We start from the raw sequence: 17,575 nt of genomic DNA, 5'->3' as shown, positions 1-17,575 counted from the left end.
ACCGGCGCCGAGATCGGGCCGCGCGCTGCGGGTCGACGGCGTGCTCAGCGCCGGAGGCAGTCGAGAAGGGCGATCTCGGAGACGCAGCGAAGGCCGCAACGGCGATTCCACCGCGCCGGCCTTCGCACGTCCTGGTGGAGCGGGCAGATCGGCCGGACCAGTGGTCGGTGCCGGGTCAGCGGCAGGCGCGGACTGGGGCGCGGGAGCCCAGCGGGCGCGGGCCCGGCCGGTGACCGCCTCGATGGCCCTCCCGCGCTAGACCTGCGGGCCGAGGTCGCCCTCGACCAGGGTCTGGGTGATGCGGGGCCTCCCCCACAGGGCGAGGAGTTCGTTGGCGAGGCCCGCGACGGCCAGGGGGTCCTCGTCGAAGGGCCCGTTGACGGCGGCCGCCAGCAGGCCCTGCGGGACGGCGTCGGCATCGAGGAGGGCACCCCACTCCTGCGATCCCAGCTCCAGGTACTCGAGCCCGGTGAGCCCACCGATCTCAGTGGGGTCGGCGAGGGTCCCGGGCTGCGCGGAGAGGGATCGCAGCCGGGGCCGCCCCATGAGCGGCGCGAGGCTGACCGGGTGGCCGCCCCGCGCGCCGAGGGTCAGGGCTTCCAGGCCGGAGTGCACGGCGCTCCCCAGGCTTTCCTGGTCGTACGCGAACGAGGTCGCGGCCGGTGCGTGGGGCTCTGCGCCGCCGGGTTCCGTGGCGGGCCGGTCCAGCATCAGGTCGGTCAGGGAGTCGGCGAGGAGGCGGGCGCCGATGTCCTCCTCGTGGGATATGAGGACGACCTGACCGATGTGTCCGCGGGGGCCTGGCGTCAGATCGACGGCCAGCCGGTCGCCGCCCCCGTTGTCGCCGAACGCGATCCAGCCCGGCGACCCGGCCAGCCCCTGCACGGCGGCGGAGGGCGGCGTCTCGACCGCCTCCATGGCCGCCTGGTACCAGGGGCACTCGCGGGTCGCCGCCCCGGCGATGTACAGGCCTTCCAGGTTGAAGAGTTCGCAGCGGACCGCTTCGGAATGGCGGCTCGCTGCCTCGTAGTCGCCCCTCCAGTCCGCCCACTCGGCCCGCGTCACCCGGTACAGCGCCTTGAGCTCCTCGGGCAGGGCGGTGCCCAGACGCGACTCGGCCGCCGCGATCTCGGCCTCGGTGGCGCCGACGGCGCCGGGCAGACGCCCGCGCACCGTCCGTTCGAGCAGCGCCGGGTCCGCCGACGGCGCCGGCACCGCGCCCGGCGTCGGCTCCGGAAGGCGCCGCCAGGGCTCCGGGAGCGCGTCCTCGACCAGGACGAGCGCCCCCGGGTTGAAGCCGACACCGAGCTCCACCGCCCGACTGGATAGGAGGAGGTGGAGCCGGGTGCGTCCCGACGTCTCCGTCTCCATCACGAACGTCACGGCATTGATGTCGTCCTTCACCAGGATGTCGTGCACCCGCTGCACACCGTCGTTGTACATCTGCCGCAGGGGCACGCTCCAACTGTTCCGGGTGATACGGCCCACCACCCGACCACCCGGGACGGCGAGCCGCTCCGCGTTCTCCGCCCGCAGGAGCCGCAGCAGGGGCTCCCAGGTTGCGAATGCGTGGATCGAAGACCGGGAGTTTCCTTGATCGCTCATGACGGAGACCGTACGCGGGCGGACTGACACCCGGTCTTTCACGAGGTCACCCGTCCCGGGCGGGTGGGCGAGGATTCCCCCACCCGACTGTGGGTGCGGCCCTGAAGGTCCTTGGGCCCGACGAAGCCGTCAGCAGGTGGGCGCCGCTGCGCTCCCCGGGGTGGCGGAAGGGGCATGGTGACCGTGGTGTTCGTAGAGGCGGTCGGCGAGGAGGGCGTGGGCGAGGGTGCCGCCGGCGCGGACGGAGGCGGTGACGAAGGCGGTCTCGGCGAGTTCCTCGGCGGTGACGCCGTGCCGACGGGCAGCCCCGGTGTGGACGTCGAGGCAATAGGCGCACTGGGTGACGAGGGCCACCGCGACGGAGATCAGCTCGCGGTAGCGGCGCGGCACGGCCCCGTCCTCCCGGTCGACCGCCTTCTGGAAGGCGAGCCAGGCCGCGAACTCGGGCGCGGCGGCGGCGCCGACGGAGCGGGCACGGTGGAGGTCGTCGGGGTGCGCGTACATGGGTGCTCCTTGCGGAAGTCGACGGGCTGGGGGCCCGGTGATGGGGTGAGGATCGGGCGGAATCGCCCTGGATGGACAGGGGTGGTGGGGGGACGGCTCCACTTCACCTCGGATCCGGCACCGCGTCCAAGACCGGTTCCGCAGGGGCGGTGCCGTTGTCGGTATCGTGGCCGGTCATGGACTTGAGGGCGTTGCGCTGTTTCGTGGCGGTCGCGGAGGAGGGCCACTTCGGCCGGGCCGCCCTGCGGCTCAATCTCGCCCAGCCGCCCCTCAGCCGCAGGATCCGCGACCTGGAGGCGGACCTGGCGTGCCGGCTGTTCGAGCGGATCCCGACCGGGGCGCGCCTGACCGCGGCCGGGGAGGTTCTGCTCCCGGAGGCGCGCGATCTGCTGGCGCGGGCCGAGCGCGCCCGCGAGCTGGTGCGCGCCGCGGAGTCCGTACGCGAGGTCGTCCTGGGAACCGTTGCCGGCGCTGGTCTGGACGCCGGACCCGCCGCCCTCGCCGTGCTGCGCAGCACCCGGCCCGGGCTGCGGGTCCGGCTGCACGAGGCGCCCATGACCGATCCGACGGGAGGGCTGCGCGAGCGGCGGGTCGACCTGGCGCTGACCCGGCTTCCCTTCGACGCCGCAGGGCTGACCGTACGCCGGCTGGGGACGGAGCCCGTGGTGGCGGCGCTGCCCGCGGACGACCCGCTCGCCGCACGACCGCGACTGCACGTGAGCGAACTTGCCGGGCGGCCGCGCTTCCGGCTGCCGGCCGGAACGGACGCGCGGTGGCGCTCGTACTGGCTCGCCGCCGACGAGGACACGCCGGGGCCGGTGGTGACGTCCGCCGAGGAGTGCCTGCACGCGGTGGTGTGGGACGGGGTGACCGGGCTGATGCCGGCCGGGGCCGCGCGCAGGCACGCGCGCCCGGGCATCGCGTTCGTCCCCGTCGACGGCCACCCGCCGAGCCGGGTCGTGCTGGCCCGCCGCGCGGGGGCCCCCGACCGGCTCGTGGACGCCGTGGCGGCCGCCCTGGCCGATGCCCACGCTGCGTGAGCGAACGGCCCTGTCCGCGTGGATGCGAGGTCAGCGGACCCCATGCCCTCGGCCCGCGCCGCCCGACCAGGTGAACGCCGGGCGGCCGAAGCGCCGAAGTGCGCGGCGCGGCCGTCGATGCCCAGGGCGGCATCGGGTGGCGGCCCGGGCCGAGCGGCCCTTGGCGGGCGGAGCGCAGGCTGGGCGTGGAGGGAGCGCGGGACGTGACCGGCGAGGGGCCGAGGTGATCCGGGGCCCGGGCAGCCCGCGCGGGCGAGCGTCTGGCCCCGGACTTCGCGGGTCGCCGTTTCGAGTTGGCCAACTGAGCGTCGTTTACGGACGGTCGGCCACGACGCCCGGTCACAGGTCCGGCAAGAGGAGCCAGACTTCGGAGAAAGCAAGGCCGTGCTTGTGGGTCACCGCCCCGCACGGGCAGCCCAGCGCGATCAGGCGCCAGTCGCAGGTCACCGTCCACGGGCCGGCCTCACCCCCGCATGCCGGGCAGCCGATGGTGTCGGCTGTCCACACCCCGAAAGCGGGTCTGCCGTAACGACGGAAGCGGCCCGCGTACTGGACCTGCCAGGGCTCGACCGGGGGCGTGAGCGGGACGGTCCTGGGTGGTCTCGCCGAGGCCAGCGCGGCGAACAGTGCGATCAGATCGGGGAGCAGGGTCTCGCCCGCCTCTGTCGGTGGCACGGCCGGGCCGTCCGCCGTGCCCGCCGGGGTCCCGTATCTCGGGGCCGCCGCCGCGGGTGGTGGGTTCGGGGTGGTGTGCCAAGGCAGGAAGGCGCGGGCGACGGCGGCCAGGAGGGCGGCTGCGGGCGGGCTGATGGTGCCTGCGTCGAGGTGGTGGAGGGTGGTTCGCAGGATGCGTTGGAGGTGCCGGTCCCGGTCCGTGGCCAGCGTCCGTGTGCTCGCTGCCCGCCGGGTCGGGAGCGGGGCCGTGAGGCGGGCCAGGACGCGCGCTGCCGCTTCGGAGTCCGCCGCGGCGGGGCGCCACTCCCCGGCGGCCAGGAGTTGCCGTGCCCGCCCGGCCTCACGGGTCAGGGCGCGTGTCCGCAACGGCCGCAGGCCGGAGACTGCCCCGTGAGTCTGGTGCCCGCTCGTCATAGCCCTCTCTCCCCTTCCCCTGTTCGTTGCTGCGCCGTATCCCGCCCTCTGCGAGCGTTGCTGGACATCCCATCACACAGGCGGATTGGGCCCGGAGACGCTGAGGTTCCCGCCAGGCTGCGTGGCCCCCTGCAGTGGCCGGACTGGCCAGCCAAGACACTTAGTCACAGGTTTGTGGCCAGCGGGTTTGTCCGATGTCGGTGTCGAGGAGGTCGAGGAGGTGGAGTTGGACGCCGCGGGTGATCCGGACGGTCACCGGGTTTGACCGCTACGAGGCGCGGATGCGCCCGTTCGTCGAGGCCAACCGGGAGATCGGGCGACTGAACGCCCGAAGCCGCCAAGCCCCAGGGCCGGACGCCGAGCCGCGCCCCGATTTCTCCGGCGAGTGGTTCACCGGGTTGGTCGGACGCGCGATCAACGGCATCGGGCTTCCCGACTACGCGGGCGTCGAGGGCAATCGACACGTTCCGCGTCGTCCCGGGTGCTGACCGACGGGGGCAGGAGCCGGTCACAGCCGTGCGGCCGTGCGGATCAGGCCGGCCAGGGCGAGGGAGCGGCTGTGGGCGGGCCAGGCGATGTGGGTCACGACGGGAGGCGCGTCGGTCAGGGGGACTGCCGTGTGCTCGGCCCACAGCCAGGAGCGGGCGGAGTCCGGAACGACCGCCACGGTGCGTCCGAGGGCGATCAACTGGGCCAGTTGCGTCTGGTTGTGGATCTCGGGGCCCGGGCCGGGTGCATAGGTGCCGTGAGCGGGCCAGCGGGCGAGCGGCAGATCGGGGACGTCCCTGACCTCGGCCAGGGACAAGGTCTCGCGGGCGGCGAGGGGGTGCCCGGCAGGCAGGACGGCAACCTGCCCCTCGGCCGTCAGTGCCTCGCTGTCGAACCCGGCGAGGGAGTTCCACGGCGTGTGCAGGAGCGCGACATCGGCGCGTCCGTCGCGCAGTAGCTCCTCCTGCTCGGAAATGCCGCACGGCAGCACCTCGATCTCGGCACTGTCGGGCTCGGCCGCGTAGGCGTCGAGGAGCCTGCGCAGCAGTGCGTGGGACGCGGCGGCCTTCACCGCGAGGACCAGCCGACCGCGGGCGCCGCCAGGGCCGTCGGCACCGCCGGCGCGCCGGGTGCGGCGAGCGGCGGCAGCGGTCGCGTCGAGGGCCGCCCTGCCCTCGTACAACAGCACCTCTCCGGCACCGGTCAGGCGGACGCCACGGCGGTTGCGCTCCAACAGGCAGACCCCGAGGCGCCGTTCGAGCTGCTGGATCGCACGCGACAGCGGCGGCTGGGCCATGCCGAGGCGCTCGGCGGCGCGCCCGAAGTGCAGTTCCTCGGCGACGGCCACGAAGTACCTCAACTCGCGGGTCTCCAGGGTGTCCACGGCCGCAGCATACGGGGTGATACCCGGTAGGTATGACAGGACACCGCATCGGTGTTGGCCGCGCCGCCCGTCCGCGAGCCACCATCATCGGCATGAGCGAAACGATGATCGCGCTGGTGACCGGCGCGAACAAGGGCATCGGGTACGAGATCGCGGCCGGGCTGGGCGGCCTGGGGTACCGCGTGGGCGTCGGAGCCCGCGACGCCGCCCGGCGCGAAGCCGCCGTCGGTGAGCTGCGCGCCGCCGGCGTGGACGCGTTCGGGGTACCGCTGGACGTGACCGACGACCAGAGCGTCGCCGATGCCGCGGAACTGGTCGACGGGCTGGCCGGGCGCCTGGACGCCCTGGTCAACAATGCCGGCATCTCGGGCGAGATGGACCCGGGGTGGGTGCAGGATCCGACCGTGCTCGACCTGGAGGTGCTCCGCACGGTCGTGGACACCAACGTCCTGGGGGTCGTCCGGGTGACCAACGCGATGCTGCCACTGCTGCGGCGCTCGGCCTCGCCGCGCATCGTCAACGTCTCCAGCAGCGTCGGCTCCCTGGCCCGGCAGGCGGACCCGGGCATCGAGATCGGCCCGGTCATGGCGGCCTACGCGCCGTCGAAGTCGTTCCTCAACGCCCTCACCGTGCAGTACGCCCGGCAGTTCGCCGGTACGAACATCCTGATCAACGCCGCCTGCCCGGGCCTGGTCGCGACCGACTTCAACGGCTTCCATGGGCCCCGCACCCCTGAACAGGGCGCGGCCACCGCGATCCGGCTCGCCACCCTGCCCGACGGCGGCCCGACCGGTTCGTTCTTCGAGGACGCCGGCGTCGTCCCCTGGTGATCGCCGTCGCCGCAGGCATCGGCCCGATCCCGTATGCGGAGGGGATCGCCGACCGGTCCGACGGGGACGAGGCCGTGAAACCGGGCCCCGGTCCACGCCCGGTGCGCCCCTCCCGCCGGAGGGGCGCTCGCCGTACAGCGGCGTCGAACGGGTCTTTCGGACCGGTCGATGTCCGGGTTGGCGTCGAAGCGGACGGTCCAGGGGCCTTGTCCCCGCGCGGTACGTCAGTACGGCCAGGACGGCCGGACGCGGAGCAGCTCGGTCCGCAGCACGGGTGTGCCGTCGACCGGGGCCGGGTTCTCGGCGGTCGGCTCGATGCCTCCGGCGGCGACTTCGTCCAGTGTCTTCAGGCCGTCGGCGCCGACCGTGCCGAACACCGTGTAGTTCGGGCGCAGTGCGGAGTCGCCGTAGACGACGAAGAACTGGGAACCGTTCGTGTCCGGGCCGGCGTTGGCCATCGCCAGCACGCCGCGCCCGTAGAGGCGGCGCGTGCCGGTCGGATCGGTCGGTGCGGGTGGCAGGTCCACCGGCAGCTCGTCCTTGTACTTGTAGCCGGGCCCGCCCTCACCCGTACCGGTCGGGTCGCCGCACTGCAGGACCTTCAGCGTGGGATACGCCGTCAGACGGTGGCACACCGTGCGGTCGTAGAACCCGTGCCGTGCCAGGTGCAGGAAGCTCTGGACCGTGCACGGCGCCTTGGCCCGGTCCAAGTGCAGCGGCAGCGGTCCCCGGCTGGTCGGAACGGCCATGTCGACCGTGCCGCGACCGGGGGTGCGCCGCGGGTCGGGCGGCAGCGGAACAGAGCGCGCCGGCGGCTCGTCCGGGGTCTGTGTGTACTGGCAGGGGCCGTGCGTGGTGCGCGGCGGAGCGCCGTCGGAAGCGGTGGCGACACTCCCCCCGGACACGACCAACGCCACGGCCGCGCATGTGCCGATCAGTGCTCGTTTCATCTCGCACGCCCTCCTGATGATCGCCAGGTCCTGGAGCGGTCGCAGTCTAGGGCGTGGGGTTGGTCCGCGGGAATGGGTTCGAGCAGGCCCTGAGGGAGATCGGCGCGGTGCAGCTCGGCCGGCAGGACAGCACGCACGTGCGGCAGATCCAAGGCCCGGCAGAAGCACGCCGACCGTATTTTTGCAGGTGGAATTGCCTGGGACCGTCCCCGTCCACCGTGATCGACTGTGTCTGCCGAAGGGGCGCTGCCCCGCGCCGGCCGACGACCCCACCGCTGCCCCACGGCGCCCCGGTCCGGCCCCCTCGGCAGTCCAGGACGTCGTACTGAGGAGAGAGTCATGCTGGTCGGAAAGTTCAAGGCAGCCGTGATCGCGGCCGCTGCGGTCGCGAGCGTCGCGGTGGTGGCCACGCCTGCCGAGGCGAGCAACTGCTCGCGCGGCGGCGGCGTATACCTCTGCGAGTACGGGGTGACCAGCTACAAGCTCCCCAACGGCACGAAGCAGGAGTTCATCGTCGGCACCGACCGTGCGGTGTGGACCCGCTGGACCGACTCCGACGGGGACTGGTCGCGATGGATGTCCATGGGCGGAAGGGCGTCGAGCACGGCGCGCGCCTACGACTACGACGCCGGCGACCCCTGGACCTTCAGGGTGTTCTACTACGACGAGCGGGGGGAGTACTGGGGCCGCAACCGCGACCACGACGGCAACTGGTCTCCGTGGACCCACTACGACCTCCCCCTCAACGGCTGATCACCACGCCCGGCTGTACGGATCTTCAGCCTGCCAGTGCCGCGGTGATCTGGCGGGCCGTCCGCGCGGCGGCCCGGGGGCTGGTGGCGGCGTACGCCGTGTGGGCGCGCAGTCCCGTGGCCAAGGCCCAGCCGCGCCCCCGCGTCCAGGTGTCCTCGTCCACCTCCAGCGCCGCGCGGAACACGGGCCGGCTGCGGGCCGACATCAGGGTGAAGGCGATCGTCAGGTCGCAGGCCGGATCGCCGGACCCGAGCTGGCCGAAGTCGATGACCGCGCTCAGGACGCCCCCTGCCGTCAGCAGGTTCCCATTGTGCAGGTCGCCGTGGCACCACACCGGGGCGCGTCCCCGTGCCGGGGCCATGAGGGCGGCGTCCCACAGAGCGGTCATCTCGCGGGCATCGAACGTGCTCCCCAGCAGCACCGGCTGGCCGGGGTAGCTCCCGCCGAGCGCGGCCATCGGGACGGTGCCAGGCGCCCCGGACCGCCCGGCCGAGCAGCAGGGCGCGGATCCTGCCGCGGTGCATCGGCCGGGGCAGCGTGTAGCCCTGCCAGCCGGGTTCCTCCCCGAAGTACAGCGGTACGGACACCAGTGCGCTCAGCACGAGCGGTGCGACCGTGCCGGGGCCGGGCGTGTGCGCGGGGGTGTACCAGCCGGCGCGACCAGCACGGACGAGCCGCTTGCGGTGCGTGGCCTACGCCTTGCGCGCGATGCCGCCGGCGATGCTGCGCTGGGCGGCGTTCAGCTGCTTGAGCCGCGGTCCGTCGGGCCACCAGTCGGCGCACCGCACCAATCCCGGATCGATCATCTCCAGACCGTTGAAGAGCTCCTGCAGTTCGGCCTTGGTGGAGAAGGTGCCGCTGCCCATCATGCTGTGCAGGAACATGTCCTCCATCTTCCGGGCGGTCGCGCTGTACTCGTCCTCGGGGTTGAGGAAGTGGCTGATCACCACGTAGGAGCCGGACGGCAGTGCGTCGATGTAGGCGCGCATGATGTCCTTGCGGGTGCGCGTGTCCTCACGGTTGTAGTGGTGCAGTGTGCCGAGCTGGAGCAGGGCGATCGGCTCGTTCCAGTCCAGCTCGGACCGTACGACCTCGTTGTCCAGCAGCTTCTCGGGCTCGAAGATGTCCTCGGCGACGAGGACGGTGTTCTCGTTCTCCTCCAGCAGGGTGCGGCCGTGGGCCAGGACCACCGGGTCGTTGTCGACGTAGACGACGCGCGCCTGCGGATTGACCCGCTGGACCACGTGGTGGACGTTCTCCGCGGTCGGCAGGCCCGAACCACAGTCCAGGTACTGCGTGACGTCCGTCTGCTGGGCCAGGAAGCGGCAGGCCCGGATCAGGAACCGGCGGTTCTCGACCGCCAGGTCCGCGGCCTCCGGAGCCGCCTTCTGCACGCCCCGGACCACCTCGCGGTCCACCTCGTAGTTGTCCTTCCCGTTGAGGAAGGCGTCGTAGACCCTGGCGATACTGGGCTTGGTCGGATCGATGTGGGCGGGCGCGGGCTTGTCGGACGTCGCACCGGACATGGGGCACCTCACAGGAAGCCTCGACGAGGGCAGGTGGGAGCGACGACCCTAGACCGGTGGACACACCGGCCACGTGCTTTTCGACCCGCCCACGCAGGTAACCCACCCGTACGTGCGATGGGCCGGCACCACGGGGCCATGGCGCCGGCCCATCGGTCGGCGACCGGTCAGCCTTCGGCCGCAGGCCCGCCTGCGGTGGCGCTGCCCGCCGGGGTGGCCCCGGCGGCGGCCCGGGGGGCCGGTGCGGCGGCCGGGGCCGTGAGCTGCCAGGGGCCCCAGTTACCGCCGGGTGCCGATTGCCAGATCTCCCACGTGCGGTCCCTGTTCCACTCGCGGGCCGCGACGTGCAGCCTGCCGTCGGGCAGTTGTTCCACGGTGCTCGGCTGGCCCAGGCCCACGCCGGCGTCCGGCACCTGGCCCATGGACCGGGTCGGGCCCCAGCCGGCTGCCGCGTTCTGCTGGTGGCGCAGTTCCATCGAGCCGGCGCCGTACGCCCCGGAGGCGAAGGCGTCGATGCTGCCGTCCCGCTCCTTGAACAGCACGACTCCGCCGTGGTACGGCGTCGGCGCGAGGCCGAAGCCGTCCGGTGCGCTCCAGCCGCCCGCAGCGCCGTCGTCCTGCACCGCGTGGCAGAACGAACCGTAGGTGGAGAAGAGCAGTTCCACCTTGCCCGCCGAGTTCTCGATCGCCGTCATGGCGTAGCTCTTGGGGCCCACGGTTGCCGCGCTCACCCGCTGCCACCCCCCGTACGCGCCGCCGGGTCCGTTCTGCTCGCGATGCCAGACGAAGGGCAGGCCCCGGGTCGCGGTGGCGTCGTAGAAGAGCTGGAGCTGCGCGATCCGGCCGTCCGCACGCTCCACGGACACCAACGTGCCCGCCACCGGCGAGCTCGCCAGGCCCGTGGCCCCGGTGTCCGTCGAGCAGGCGGCCGCGGTCTGCGCCACCGCCGCAGGGGCCATCGCGACCCCGGTGCACGTCAGCGCGATGGAGACCGCGCCGCGCACGCACACCCCGACCCACCTGTCCCGTAAACCTCTCCGGACTGTTCTCATCGGTTCTCCCCCGCTCTCCAGACCGGCCCGTGTGGCCGCTGAGAATCTTCCTGAGGCAGGACGGTTCGCGCCAGGCTACGAATTCAGCCAGTCCGGGCGACCGGATCAAGCCCCACCCCGGCGGCTCCGAGAGGCGGACGAGCGCGGCCGCCTGGCCTGGGGCTTGCATCGCCCCCGCATCGGCACCCTACGATCTACCCATGAGTAACTTAACTGGTGTGGACACGCCCCCGGTCACGTTCGTCCTCGTCCACGGAGCGGGCAGCAACGCCTACGGCTGGTCACCCGTCGTGGCCGAACTCGGGCTGCGCGGACACCGCGCGGTCGCCGTCGACCTGCCGGGGCACGGGCCCGGCGCCCACTTCCCCCTCTCCTACCAGGCGCCCCAGGATCTGGAGCGACTGCGGCAGGAGCCCTCTCCCCTCGCGGGGACGACCCTGGCCGACTTCGCCGCACACGTGGCCTCGGTGGTACGGCGGGCTCACCGCAACGGCCGCGTGGTCCTGGCCGGCCAGAGCCTCGGCGGCGTCACCCTCAACGCGGTCGCCGACCTCGTCCCGGAGCTGATCTCGCACCTCGTGTACGTCGCCGCCCTGTGCCCGGCGAAACGGGCCTCGGTGAACGAGCTGCTGGCGACCCCGGAGGCGGCCCCGAGCTACATCTTCAAGATGACCCCCGTCCCGACACCGCCGGAGCTCGGGATCACCCGGGTCAACTGGCGCAGCAACGACCCGTCCTTCTTCCGGATCGCCAAGGAAGCGATGGCCGCCGACTACTCCGACGCCGAGGTCAGGGCGATCCTCAACATCCTCGAACCGGACGAGTCGGCAGCCATCGGAGCCGGCGACGGCCGCGGCCTGCCGCACAAGTGGGGGCGCGTCCCGCGCACCTTCGTGCGCTTCACCGAAGACCGCACGATCCCGCCGGCCCTCCAGGACCTCATGATCCGGGAAGCCGACGAGCTGACCCCCGGCAACCCCTTCCGCGTACGGTCCCTGACGGCCCCGCACATCGGCCCCCGCGACCCGGCCCTGCTGGCCGACGAACTCGAGGAGGCCGCCCGGCTCTGCCCCTGAACCCCGACCGTGACGAGCGCGGCGGCGACGCGTGGCCGCGCGTGGCGGGCGCCGGCCTGATCCTGTGGGCGTGTGGCGAGACCGGGGCGGGGATCGTCTCCGGCGACCGGCTGCCGGCGCACGCGGTGGCGACGTGCGCACGCTCGTGGTGGTGGGCGGGGTCGCGGCCACCTCGCGGGTGCGGGCGCTCGCGGAGGAGCGGTGCGCGGCGGCCGGGGTCGAGCTGCGGGTGCCGCCGCTGACGCTGTGCACCGACGACGGGGCGGTTCGCGGCCGTCGGCGGCCTCCTCGTACGGGCGGGAGCCGAACCGGCGCAGCTCGAGGTGTCGATCGATCCGTCGGCGCCCCTGGAGTTCGCCGCACTGCACCCGGCCGCGCGGCCGGCCGCGGCCTTCGCGTGAGGGTGACGCCGCGCGCCGGGACGGGCGCCGGCGGTCCCGTCGAAACCTCCGGTTTCACCACACGGCGCCCGCATGCCTACCCGAGCGGCTTCACCCATCGACGCCAGTGGTCTTCCTGCCGGTACCCCGCCGCAGCCCAGGCAGCCTGAGCCTGCTTGTTCTCGACCAGCACCATCGCGTCCCCGCGCCGACCGCCCAGCTCGCGGAACCGCTGTTCGGCGGCCTCGAGGAGCGTCTTGGAGATCCCTTGCCGACGGTGGGAAGGGAGAACGGCCAGCCGGTAGAGAGAGGCTCTCCAACCGTCCCAGCCGGCTATCAGGGTGCCTACGAGGACCCCGCCGGACTCCGCGAGGATCAGGGCGTCCGGATCTCGTCCGATGAGCCGAGTCACCCCCGCGACGTCGTCTGTGATGGAGGTGCCCTCCGCTGCTGCCTTCCAGAAGGCCAGGACGCCCTCGGCGTCCGCCACCGTAGCGCTGCGTGTCTCGATCATGGACCTGAGCCAAACACAGCGGCGTGGCCGGCAGCCACTGCCTTTCGCAGGGCGAGACGGGCGCGTCGATTCTCAGGCGGGCCGGGGTGCGGCAAGGGCCTGCGCCGCCTCTGCGGCCTGGCGCAGGGGCTCGGGGACATGAGCGTGGCCGTCGAGCATGGCCCTTCCCGACCGGAGTGATGCCTGGGCCACCTCGTGCAGACCGGGCGGCACGGCGGCCTGTGTGATGAGGAAGTGTTCCTCGGTGACCCTCATCCCCAGGCCGAGTTCGCGCCAAGTGGGGGTCTGACAGGAGGGTTGCGGTAGGTCGAGGTCGAGATCGAGATCGAGCTCCAGCTGATCGGCGGGCGGCGGGGGCGGCGGGCCGTCGAGTACCGTGACCGCCCGTTGGAGGGACTGCCAGGCTGCCTCCACCTCGCCGTGGCGGCGCTGCAGAGAGGCGAGGTCGACCAGGGCCGCGCCGCGCTTGCCGGCGTCGTCCTGCAAGGACGCGTGCAGGCGGCGCGCCCGGATCGCCTGGCCGAGGTCTCCGAGGGCTTCGAGCTCGTGGACCAAAGACCCGAGCAAGGCCTCATCGCGCGGGCCCGCGCCGTCGAGGATGCGGATGAGCGCGGCGCGGGCCAGTTCGGTCCGCCCCTGGCGGCGGGCCAGCGCCGTCCAGGTGAGGTCGTGTTCGTCGTGGGGGTCCTGGCCGTAGTTCGACTCGTCGAAGTCGGCGCCCCACTGGGTGAGGGCTCCGGCCGCATCGGGGAATCCGCCGAGCAGGAAGTGGACGTCGGCGTCGGACTCGCGCAGGGACCGCAGCAGCGTGTGGTCCTCCGGCTTTCCGTGCAGGGCGACCAGGACCGCGGCGAGGCGGAGTTCCTCGGTCGGGCCGCAGCGGGCTTCCTGCCGCAGGAGGACGCGCAGGAGCCGCAGGTCTCCCGGCCTGCGGTCGTACTGGGCTGCGCGCAGGACGGTGGCCCGCCGTACCGGATCGCCGGCGATCGCCTCCCAGCCGTCGCGGTCCGCCCGCATCCGGGCCAGATCATCCCGGCCGGGGGCGAGAACCGCCTCCCACAGGGGCGGACGCCGAAGGCGGTCCGGCAACGCGTAGGCGCAGCCTTCCTCCGCGTTCAGCAGCAGGAACTCCGGCTCGGTCCGCAGGAGGGACTCCTGGAGCCTGTGCAGCAGCTCCCGCCTCGGGAGCCGGCGCAGGCCCAGCCCGCTGAGCAGCGTGCTGCGCTCGGTGTCCAGCTCGGAACCGTAGGAGTCCCGGATCTCGCCTTCGACCCTGTCGAACACCGCTTCCAGCGCCTCGTCATCGGCCGCGGGGTCGAGATCGGTGTAGTCGCGCCAGCCCGGCAGGCCGACGAGGATCTCCAGAGCCTCGTCCGTGCCCGCGCCGATGAGTCCCGCTTCGCCTTCGGAGCTCGCGTACAGCACAGCCCCGTCCGCGCACACGAAGTAGGTGCCGCCGGTGTCGTCGCCCGCCACGGCCCTCAGCGGGGCTCCGCTCGCCAGACGGACCTCCTCCCCGTGCTCGGCCCGGTCGAGATCGAAATCGAAGGATCCCGCAGCCAGCCTCGCCAGATCAGGATTCCGGCGCAGGACGGTGAGTACGTGGTCGGGGCGCGTCATGGCCGGACCGTAGCAGCCGCCGACAGGAGCGGGCACCGGGTCACGAAGCGCCCTCTGGGGTTTCCCGGGCGTAGGAGGTGAGGCGGTCGGCGAACGCGGTGACGAGGGTGCGCAGTTCCTCGGGGCGCTCGATGACGAAGGGCCGGTCGAGTGCGGCGAGTACCGGAGGCAGCCAGTCGAGCCGTTCCGCCCGCAGCTCGACGCGCAGCCAGCGCTCGTCCGCCCGGCCCCCGTCCGCGACGGCCTCGTGCTCGTGCTCGCGCAGGAGTGCGACGGCGGCGGGGAGGTGGGCGCGGATCTGCCCGACGGTCCCGTGGATCCGCAGGGTCACCTCGTGCCGGTGGCCGGCCGTGGCGAACCCTTCCAGCAGGCGCTGTGCGGGATCGGTGGCCCCGGGCGCTTCGAAGGAGCCCGGCAGGGTCCGCGCGTCCGTGATGCGGTCGAGCCGGAAGGTCCGGTCCTCGCCGATCCCGGCGTCCTCGCCCGTGACGTACCAGCGTCCCGCGTGGGCCACGACCCCGTGCGCGTGCAGGGTGCGTTCGCTGCGCCGTCCGTCGCGGTCGCCGTAGCGGATCGAGACCGGTCGGTGGTGGCGCACCGCATCGGCGAGGGTGAGCAGGACCTCGGAGTCGGGGGTGTCGAAGTCGCCGGGTCGGTCGGTGAAGGCGAGGGTGTCGAGGAGGGCGTCGAGCCTGCGGGCGACGTGCCGGGGCAGCACGCGCCGGATCTTCGCCGACGCCGTCTCGCTCGCCGTGCGCTCCGTCGTCGTCAGCCCTGTCCGGCGGCCGGCCAGCAGGCCGAGCAGCACGGCCAGCGCCTCGTCGTCGCCGAGCATGAGCGGGGGCAGGCGGTAGCCGGGGGCGAGCCGGTATCCGCCGTAGCGGCCGCGCACCGATTCCACGGGCACGTCGAGGTCGACCACGAGCTGGTCCACGTAACGGCGAACGGTGCGGCCTTCGACGCCGAGCCGGTCGGCGAGTTCGGCCACCGTCCGGGTGCCGCCCGATTGCAGCAGCTCCAGGAGGGTCAGGACGCGGGCGGTCGGTCGGGACATGTGTGCAGCCTAGTGCCCATACAGGACCGATTCTGTCCGGTATTCCTCCTAGTCTGCGACGCACAAGCCTCCCGCACAGCCAAGGAGATCCCCATGCAGTTCGTCTCGATCCGCATCATCACCGGTGACGTGGCACGCCTCGTCGCGTTCTACGAGCGGGCCACGGGGGCCCGGGCGGTATGGGCCACCCAGGACTTCGCCGAGCTCAGGACCGCGGGCGCGACCCTCGCGATCGCCGGCACCCGCACCGTCCCCCTGTTCGCCCCGGGTTCCGCCCGCCCGGCGGACAACCGCAGCGTGATCACCGAGTTCCTCGTCGAGGACGTGGACCGCGTGTACCGGGACCTGACCGGCTGCGTCACCGACTTCGTGACGGAGCCCACCACGATGCCCTGGGGCAACCGGTCGCTCCTGCTCCGCGACCCCGACGGCAACCTCGTCAACTTCTTCACCCCCGTGACCCCGGCGGCCATCGAGAAGTTCGCGCGCTGACGCCACGTCCCGCACGGGTGCCGCCCACGCGGGAGGCCCGACCCGCCGAGCAGGGGCGGGACGCCGTCAGCGGGCGGGTTCCGGGCGGCGGGTGACGGCCCGTCGGGCGATCTTGGCGAGGACCGAGGGCTGCATCAGCAGCGAGGACGGGGCCGTCATGTTGGCCACCTTGACGAAGCGGGTCCAGACGTCGGCGTCGTGCCGGGCGAGCGCGAAGACCTGCTGGTTGTACCAGTGCGCGAAGCGTGCGGCCAGTGGTTGGCCGCCCGGGCTCCACATCAGGTCCGAGGTGGTGGACAGGGACCAGGGGACCTTGATGATCCTGGCCGCCGTGCGCAGGTACTCCCGGCTCAGGCCGGTCAGGCCCGTGCCGCTGGAGCGGCGGCGCAGCAGTGAGCCGAGTGCGTCGGCCTCGATGGCGGGCACGGTGAGCCCCTGGCCGTAGACCGGGTTGAAGACGCAGAGCGCGTCGCCGATCGCGATCAGTCCCTCCGGCCAGCCGGGGTTGCGGTGGTGCAGGCGCCAGGTGCTGCCGGGGTTGGTGTAGCGGTGCAGCTCGTCGTGGCGGCTGCGGCGGGCGATCTGCTCGGCCAGCTGGGGGTTGTCCAGGCTGCGCGCGTAGTCCAGGAAGCCGTCCGGGTCGGTGGGCGGGTGCTGCTCGTAGCCGAACAGCGAGCAGACCCAGCGGCCGTGCTCCACCGCGAGCATGGCGCCGCCGCGCCGCACCGTGGGGGCGAAGGTCATCTGGTAGGCGAGGTCGTAGTCCTTCTCCTCGGGGGTGCGGTCGAAGACCATCGTGGTGTAGGTGATCTTCGCCTTCACCGTGCTCCTCGCCGAGACCGGCAGCCCGGCCTCGCGCAGCCAGTCGTCGATCGAGGTGCTGCGCCCGGAGGCATCCACCACCAGTTCGGCGGTGGCCTCCTGCTCCCCGCCCTCCCCGGTCCGGTACCGGACCCCCTCGATCCGTCCGTCAGGGCCCCGGCCCAGACCCAGAACCCGGGCTTCGCCCAGCACCTGAACCCGTGGCAGGTCGTGCACCCGGCCCCGGATCCGGCGCTCCAGCTCGTCCCGGGTGAAGGACTGGATCCGCACGCCGGTGGTGGCACGCACGGCGTAGCCGGTGGGCAGCAGGAAGCTGATCCGCTCACCGTAGTCGTAGACGGGCGCGCCGAGCTGCTCCAGCTCCGCGCGCAGGCCCGGGAAGAGCACCTCCAGCGTCTGGGCGCCCTTGGCCAGCATCGCGTGCGCGTGGTACGCCTGCGGCGCGCTCGGGTGCGCACCGGTCGTACGGTCGACGGCGTCCCGCTCCAGCACCAGGACCTCGGCGAAGTGGTCGGCCAAGACCCGCGCCGCCAGCAGGCCCGCGTAGCCACCGCCGATCACGACTGCGCGCCCCCAGCCCGGGCCGGCGGGGACCGTCGTGGTGCTCGTGCCCGCGTGCGGGCCCGCGTTCGTGCCCGGTGCCACGGTGCCCCCGTCGCCTTCCGCCATGCCGATCCCCGATCGTCGGACCGCCGCAGACCCGGTCGGGCCGCCATCCGAGGACCACTCCACCGCGCTGCTCCGGGGACGATCAAGGGGGGCGAAGGGGCGCGCGGGGGTGTGTCAGGGGTGCGGGCGGAGGCGTGGAGCGCGCGAGGTGCATGAGACACACCGGGCCCCTTCCGATTGCTCCGGTCCGGTGGACACGGGCGGGCTCTCGTGATCTCAGGGAGTCT

At 73.0% G+C, this 17,575-nt stretch carries 17 protein-coding genes and 2 pseudogenes; 7 read left to right on the top strand and 12 right to left on the bottom strand.

Annotation, left to right across the window (positions count from 1 at the left end; genetic code table 11):
• Nucleotides 1-255: 255 nt before the first annotated feature.
• Complete coding sequence (locus ACIRBY_RS33840; protein ID WP_403907970.1) at nucleotides 256-1,605, bottom strand: SMI1/KNR4 family protein; 1,350 nt, start codon at nucleotides 1,603-1,605, stop codon at nucleotides 256-258.
• A 129-nt stretch (nucleotides 1,606-1,734) separates the two neighbouring features.
• Nucleotides 1,735-2,109, bottom strand: a complete 375-nt coding sequence (locus ACIRBY_RS33835) for a carboxymuconolactone decarboxylase family protein (RefSeq protein ID WP_403907968.1) — start codon at nucleotides 2,107-2,109, stop codon at nucleotides 1,735-1,737.
• Between the two features lie 176 nt (nucleotides 2,110-2,285).
• Here ACIRBY_RS33835 and ACIRBY_RS33830 point away from each other — a divergent pair, with 176 nt between their 5' ends.
• Nucleotides 2,286-3,149, top strand: a complete 864-nt coding sequence (locus ACIRBY_RS33830) for a LysR substrate-binding domain-containing protein (protein ID WP_403907966.1) — start codon at nucleotides 2,286-2,288, stop codon at nucleotides 3,147-3,149.
• Nucleotides 3,150-3,488: 339 nt separating this feature from the next.
• On the opposite strand, the gene ACIRBY_RS33825 is transcribed toward ACIRBY_RS33830, so the two are convergent.
• The gene (locus ACIRBY_RS33825) at nucleotides 3,489-4,190 is read right to left on the bottom strand and encodes a hypothetical protein (RefSeq protein ID WP_403907964.1); all 702 of its coding nucleotides are present in this window, start codon (nucleotides 4,188-4,190) and stop codon (nucleotides 3,489-3,491) included.
• Between the two features lie 287 nt (nucleotides 4,191-4,477).
• On the opposite strand from ACIRBY_RS33825, the gene ACIRBY_RS33820 reads away from it, so the two are divergent.
• Nucleotides 4,478-4,726, top strand: a complete 249-nt coding sequence (locus ACIRBY_RS33820; protein WP_403907962.1) for a hypothetical protein — start codon at nucleotides 4,478-4,480, stop codon at nucleotides 4,724-4,726.
• A gap of 20 nt (nucleotides 4,727-4,746) precedes the next feature.
• Here the strand turns inward: ACIRBY_RS33820 and ACIRBY_RS33815 are convergent, their stop codons facing one another.
• Nucleotides 4,747-5,610 (bottom strand): LysR family transcriptional regulator, encoded by an 864-nt coding sequence (locus ACIRBY_RS33815; protein WP_403907960.1) that lies wholly within the window; start codon nucleotides 5,608-5,610, stop codon nucleotides 4,747-4,749.
• A 92-nt stretch (nucleotides 5,611-5,702) separates the two neighbouring features.
• On the opposite strand from ACIRBY_RS33815, the gene ACIRBY_RS33810 reads away from it, so the two are divergent.
• A complete protein-coding gene (locus tag ACIRBY_RS33810) occupies nucleotides 5,703-6,440 on the top strand; it encodes an SDR family oxidoreductase (RefSeq protein WP_403907958.1) in 738 nt (245 codons plus the stop codon).
• 224 nt (nucleotides 6,441-6,664) lie between these two features.
• Here the strand turns inward: ACIRBY_RS33810 and ACIRBY_RS33805 are convergent, their stop codons facing one another.
• Nucleotides 6,665-7,189, bottom strand: a complete 525-nt coding sequence (locus ACIRBY_RS33805) for a peptidylprolyl isomerase (protein ID WP_403907956.1) — start codon at nucleotides 7,187-7,189, stop codon at nucleotides 6,665-6,667.
• Between the two features lie 540 nt (nucleotides 7,190-7,729).
• On the opposite strand from ACIRBY_RS33805, the gene ACIRBY_RS33800 reads away from it, so the two are divergent.
• The gene (locus ACIRBY_RS33800; RefSeq protein WP_403907954.1) at nucleotides 7,730-8,143 is read left to right on the top strand and encodes a hypothetical protein; all 414 of its coding nucleotides are present in this window, start codon (nucleotides 7,730-7,732) and stop codon (nucleotides 8,141-8,143) included.
• Nucleotides 8,144-8,168: 25 nt separating this feature from the next.
• Here the strand turns inward: ACIRBY_RS33800 and ACIRBY_RS33795 are convergent.
• The 3 genes and pseudogenes from ACIRBY_RS33795 to ACIRBY_RS33785 form a co-directional block, all read right to left on the bottom strand.
• Nucleotides 8,169-8,555, bottom strand: a pseudogene (locus ACIRBY_RS33795) (phosphotransferase); the annotation flags it as partial.
• Between the two features lie 280 nt (nucleotides 8,556-8,835).
• A complete protein-coding gene (locus tag ACIRBY_RS33790) occupies nucleotides 8,836-9,669 on the bottom strand; it encodes an SAM-dependent methyltransferase (protein WP_403907952.1) in 834 nt (277 codons plus the stop codon).
• 167 nt (nucleotides 9,670-9,836) lie between these two features.
• Nucleotides 9,837-10,679: a hypothetical protein gene (locus ACIRBY_RS33785; protein ID WP_403907950.1), complete on the bottom strand. Its 843-nt coding sequence runs from the start codon at nucleotides 10,677-10,679 to the stop codon at nucleotides 9,837-9,839.
• Between the two features lie 242 nt (nucleotides 10,680-10,921).
• Between ACIRBY_RS33785 and ACIRBY_RS33780 the strand changes: the two genes are divergently transcribed.
• Together ACIRBY_RS33780 and ACIRBY_RS33775 are read left to right on the top strand one after the other, a co-directional pair.
• Nucleotides 10,922-11,797 (top strand): alpha/beta fold hydrolase, encoded by an 876-nt coding sequence (locus ACIRBY_RS33780; protein WP_403907948.1) that lies wholly within the window; start codon nucleotides 10,922-10,924, stop codon nucleotides 11,795-11,797.
• A gap of 127 nt (nucleotides 11,798-11,924) precedes the next feature.
• A pseudogene (locus ACIRBY_RS33775) lies at nucleotides 11,925-12,198 on the top strand (tRNA (adenosine(37)-N6)-threonylcarbamoyltransferase complex transferase subunit TsaD); the annotation flags it as partial.
• Between the two features lie 76 nt (nucleotides 12,199-12,274).
• Here ACIRBY_RS33775 and ACIRBY_RS33770 read toward each other — a convergent pair.
• The 3 genes from ACIRBY_RS33770 to ACIRBY_RS33760 all read right to left on the bottom strand — a co-directional run bounded on the left by ACIRBY_RS33770 (nucleotide 12,275) and on the right by ACIRBY_RS33760 (nucleotide 15,365).
• The gene (locus tag ACIRBY_RS33770) at nucleotides 12,275-12,691 is read right to left on the bottom strand and encodes a GNAT family N-acetyltransferase (RefSeq protein WP_403907946.1); all 417 of its coding nucleotides are present in this window, start codon (nucleotides 12,689-12,691) and stop codon (nucleotides 12,275-12,277) included.
• Between the two features lie 72 nt (nucleotides 12,692-12,763).
• Complete coding sequence (locus ACIRBY_RS33765; RefSeq protein ID WP_403907944.1) at nucleotides 12,764-14,311, bottom strand: type IV pilus biogenesis/stability protein PilW; 1,548 nt, start codon at nucleotides 14,309-14,311, stop codon at nucleotides 12,764-12,766.
• A gap of 40 nt (nucleotides 14,312-14,351) precedes the next feature.
• The gene (locus ACIRBY_RS33760; RefSeq protein WP_403907942.1) at nucleotides 14,352-15,365 is read right to left on the bottom strand and encodes a helix-turn-helix transcriptional regulator; all 1,014 of its coding nucleotides are present in this window, start codon (nucleotides 15,363-15,365) and stop codon (nucleotides 14,352-14,354) included.
• Nucleotides 15,366-15,458: 93 nt separating this feature from the next.
• Between ACIRBY_RS33760 and ACIRBY_RS33755 the strand changes: the two genes are divergently transcribed.
• Nucleotides 15,459-15,857 carry a VOC family protein gene (locus tag ACIRBY_RS33755; RefSeq protein ID WP_403907940.1) on the top strand — a complete coding sequence of 133 codons (399 nt, stop codon included), beginning with the start codon at nucleotides 15,459-15,461 and terminating at the stop codon, nucleotides 15,855-15,857.
• 66 nt (nucleotides 15,858-15,923) lie between these two features.
• Here ACIRBY_RS33755 and ACIRBY_RS33750 read toward each other — a convergent pair whose 3' ends face one another.
• Entirely contained in the window at nucleotides 15,924-17,348 is a 1,425-nt protein-coding gene (locus ACIRBY_RS33750) for an FAD-dependent oxidoreductase (RefSeq protein WP_403907938.1), read from the bottom strand.
• Nucleotides 17,349-17,575: the final 227 nt, after the last annotated feature.

Source organism: Streptomyces sp. NPDC096136 (genome assembly GCF_044763325.1).
GTDB lineage: Bacteria > Actinomycetota > Actinomycetes > Streptomycetales > Streptomycetaceae > Streptomyces.
The sequence above is the reverse complement of the archived record's forward strand: the minus strand, read 5'-3'. Positions and strand labels throughout refer to the sequence as shown.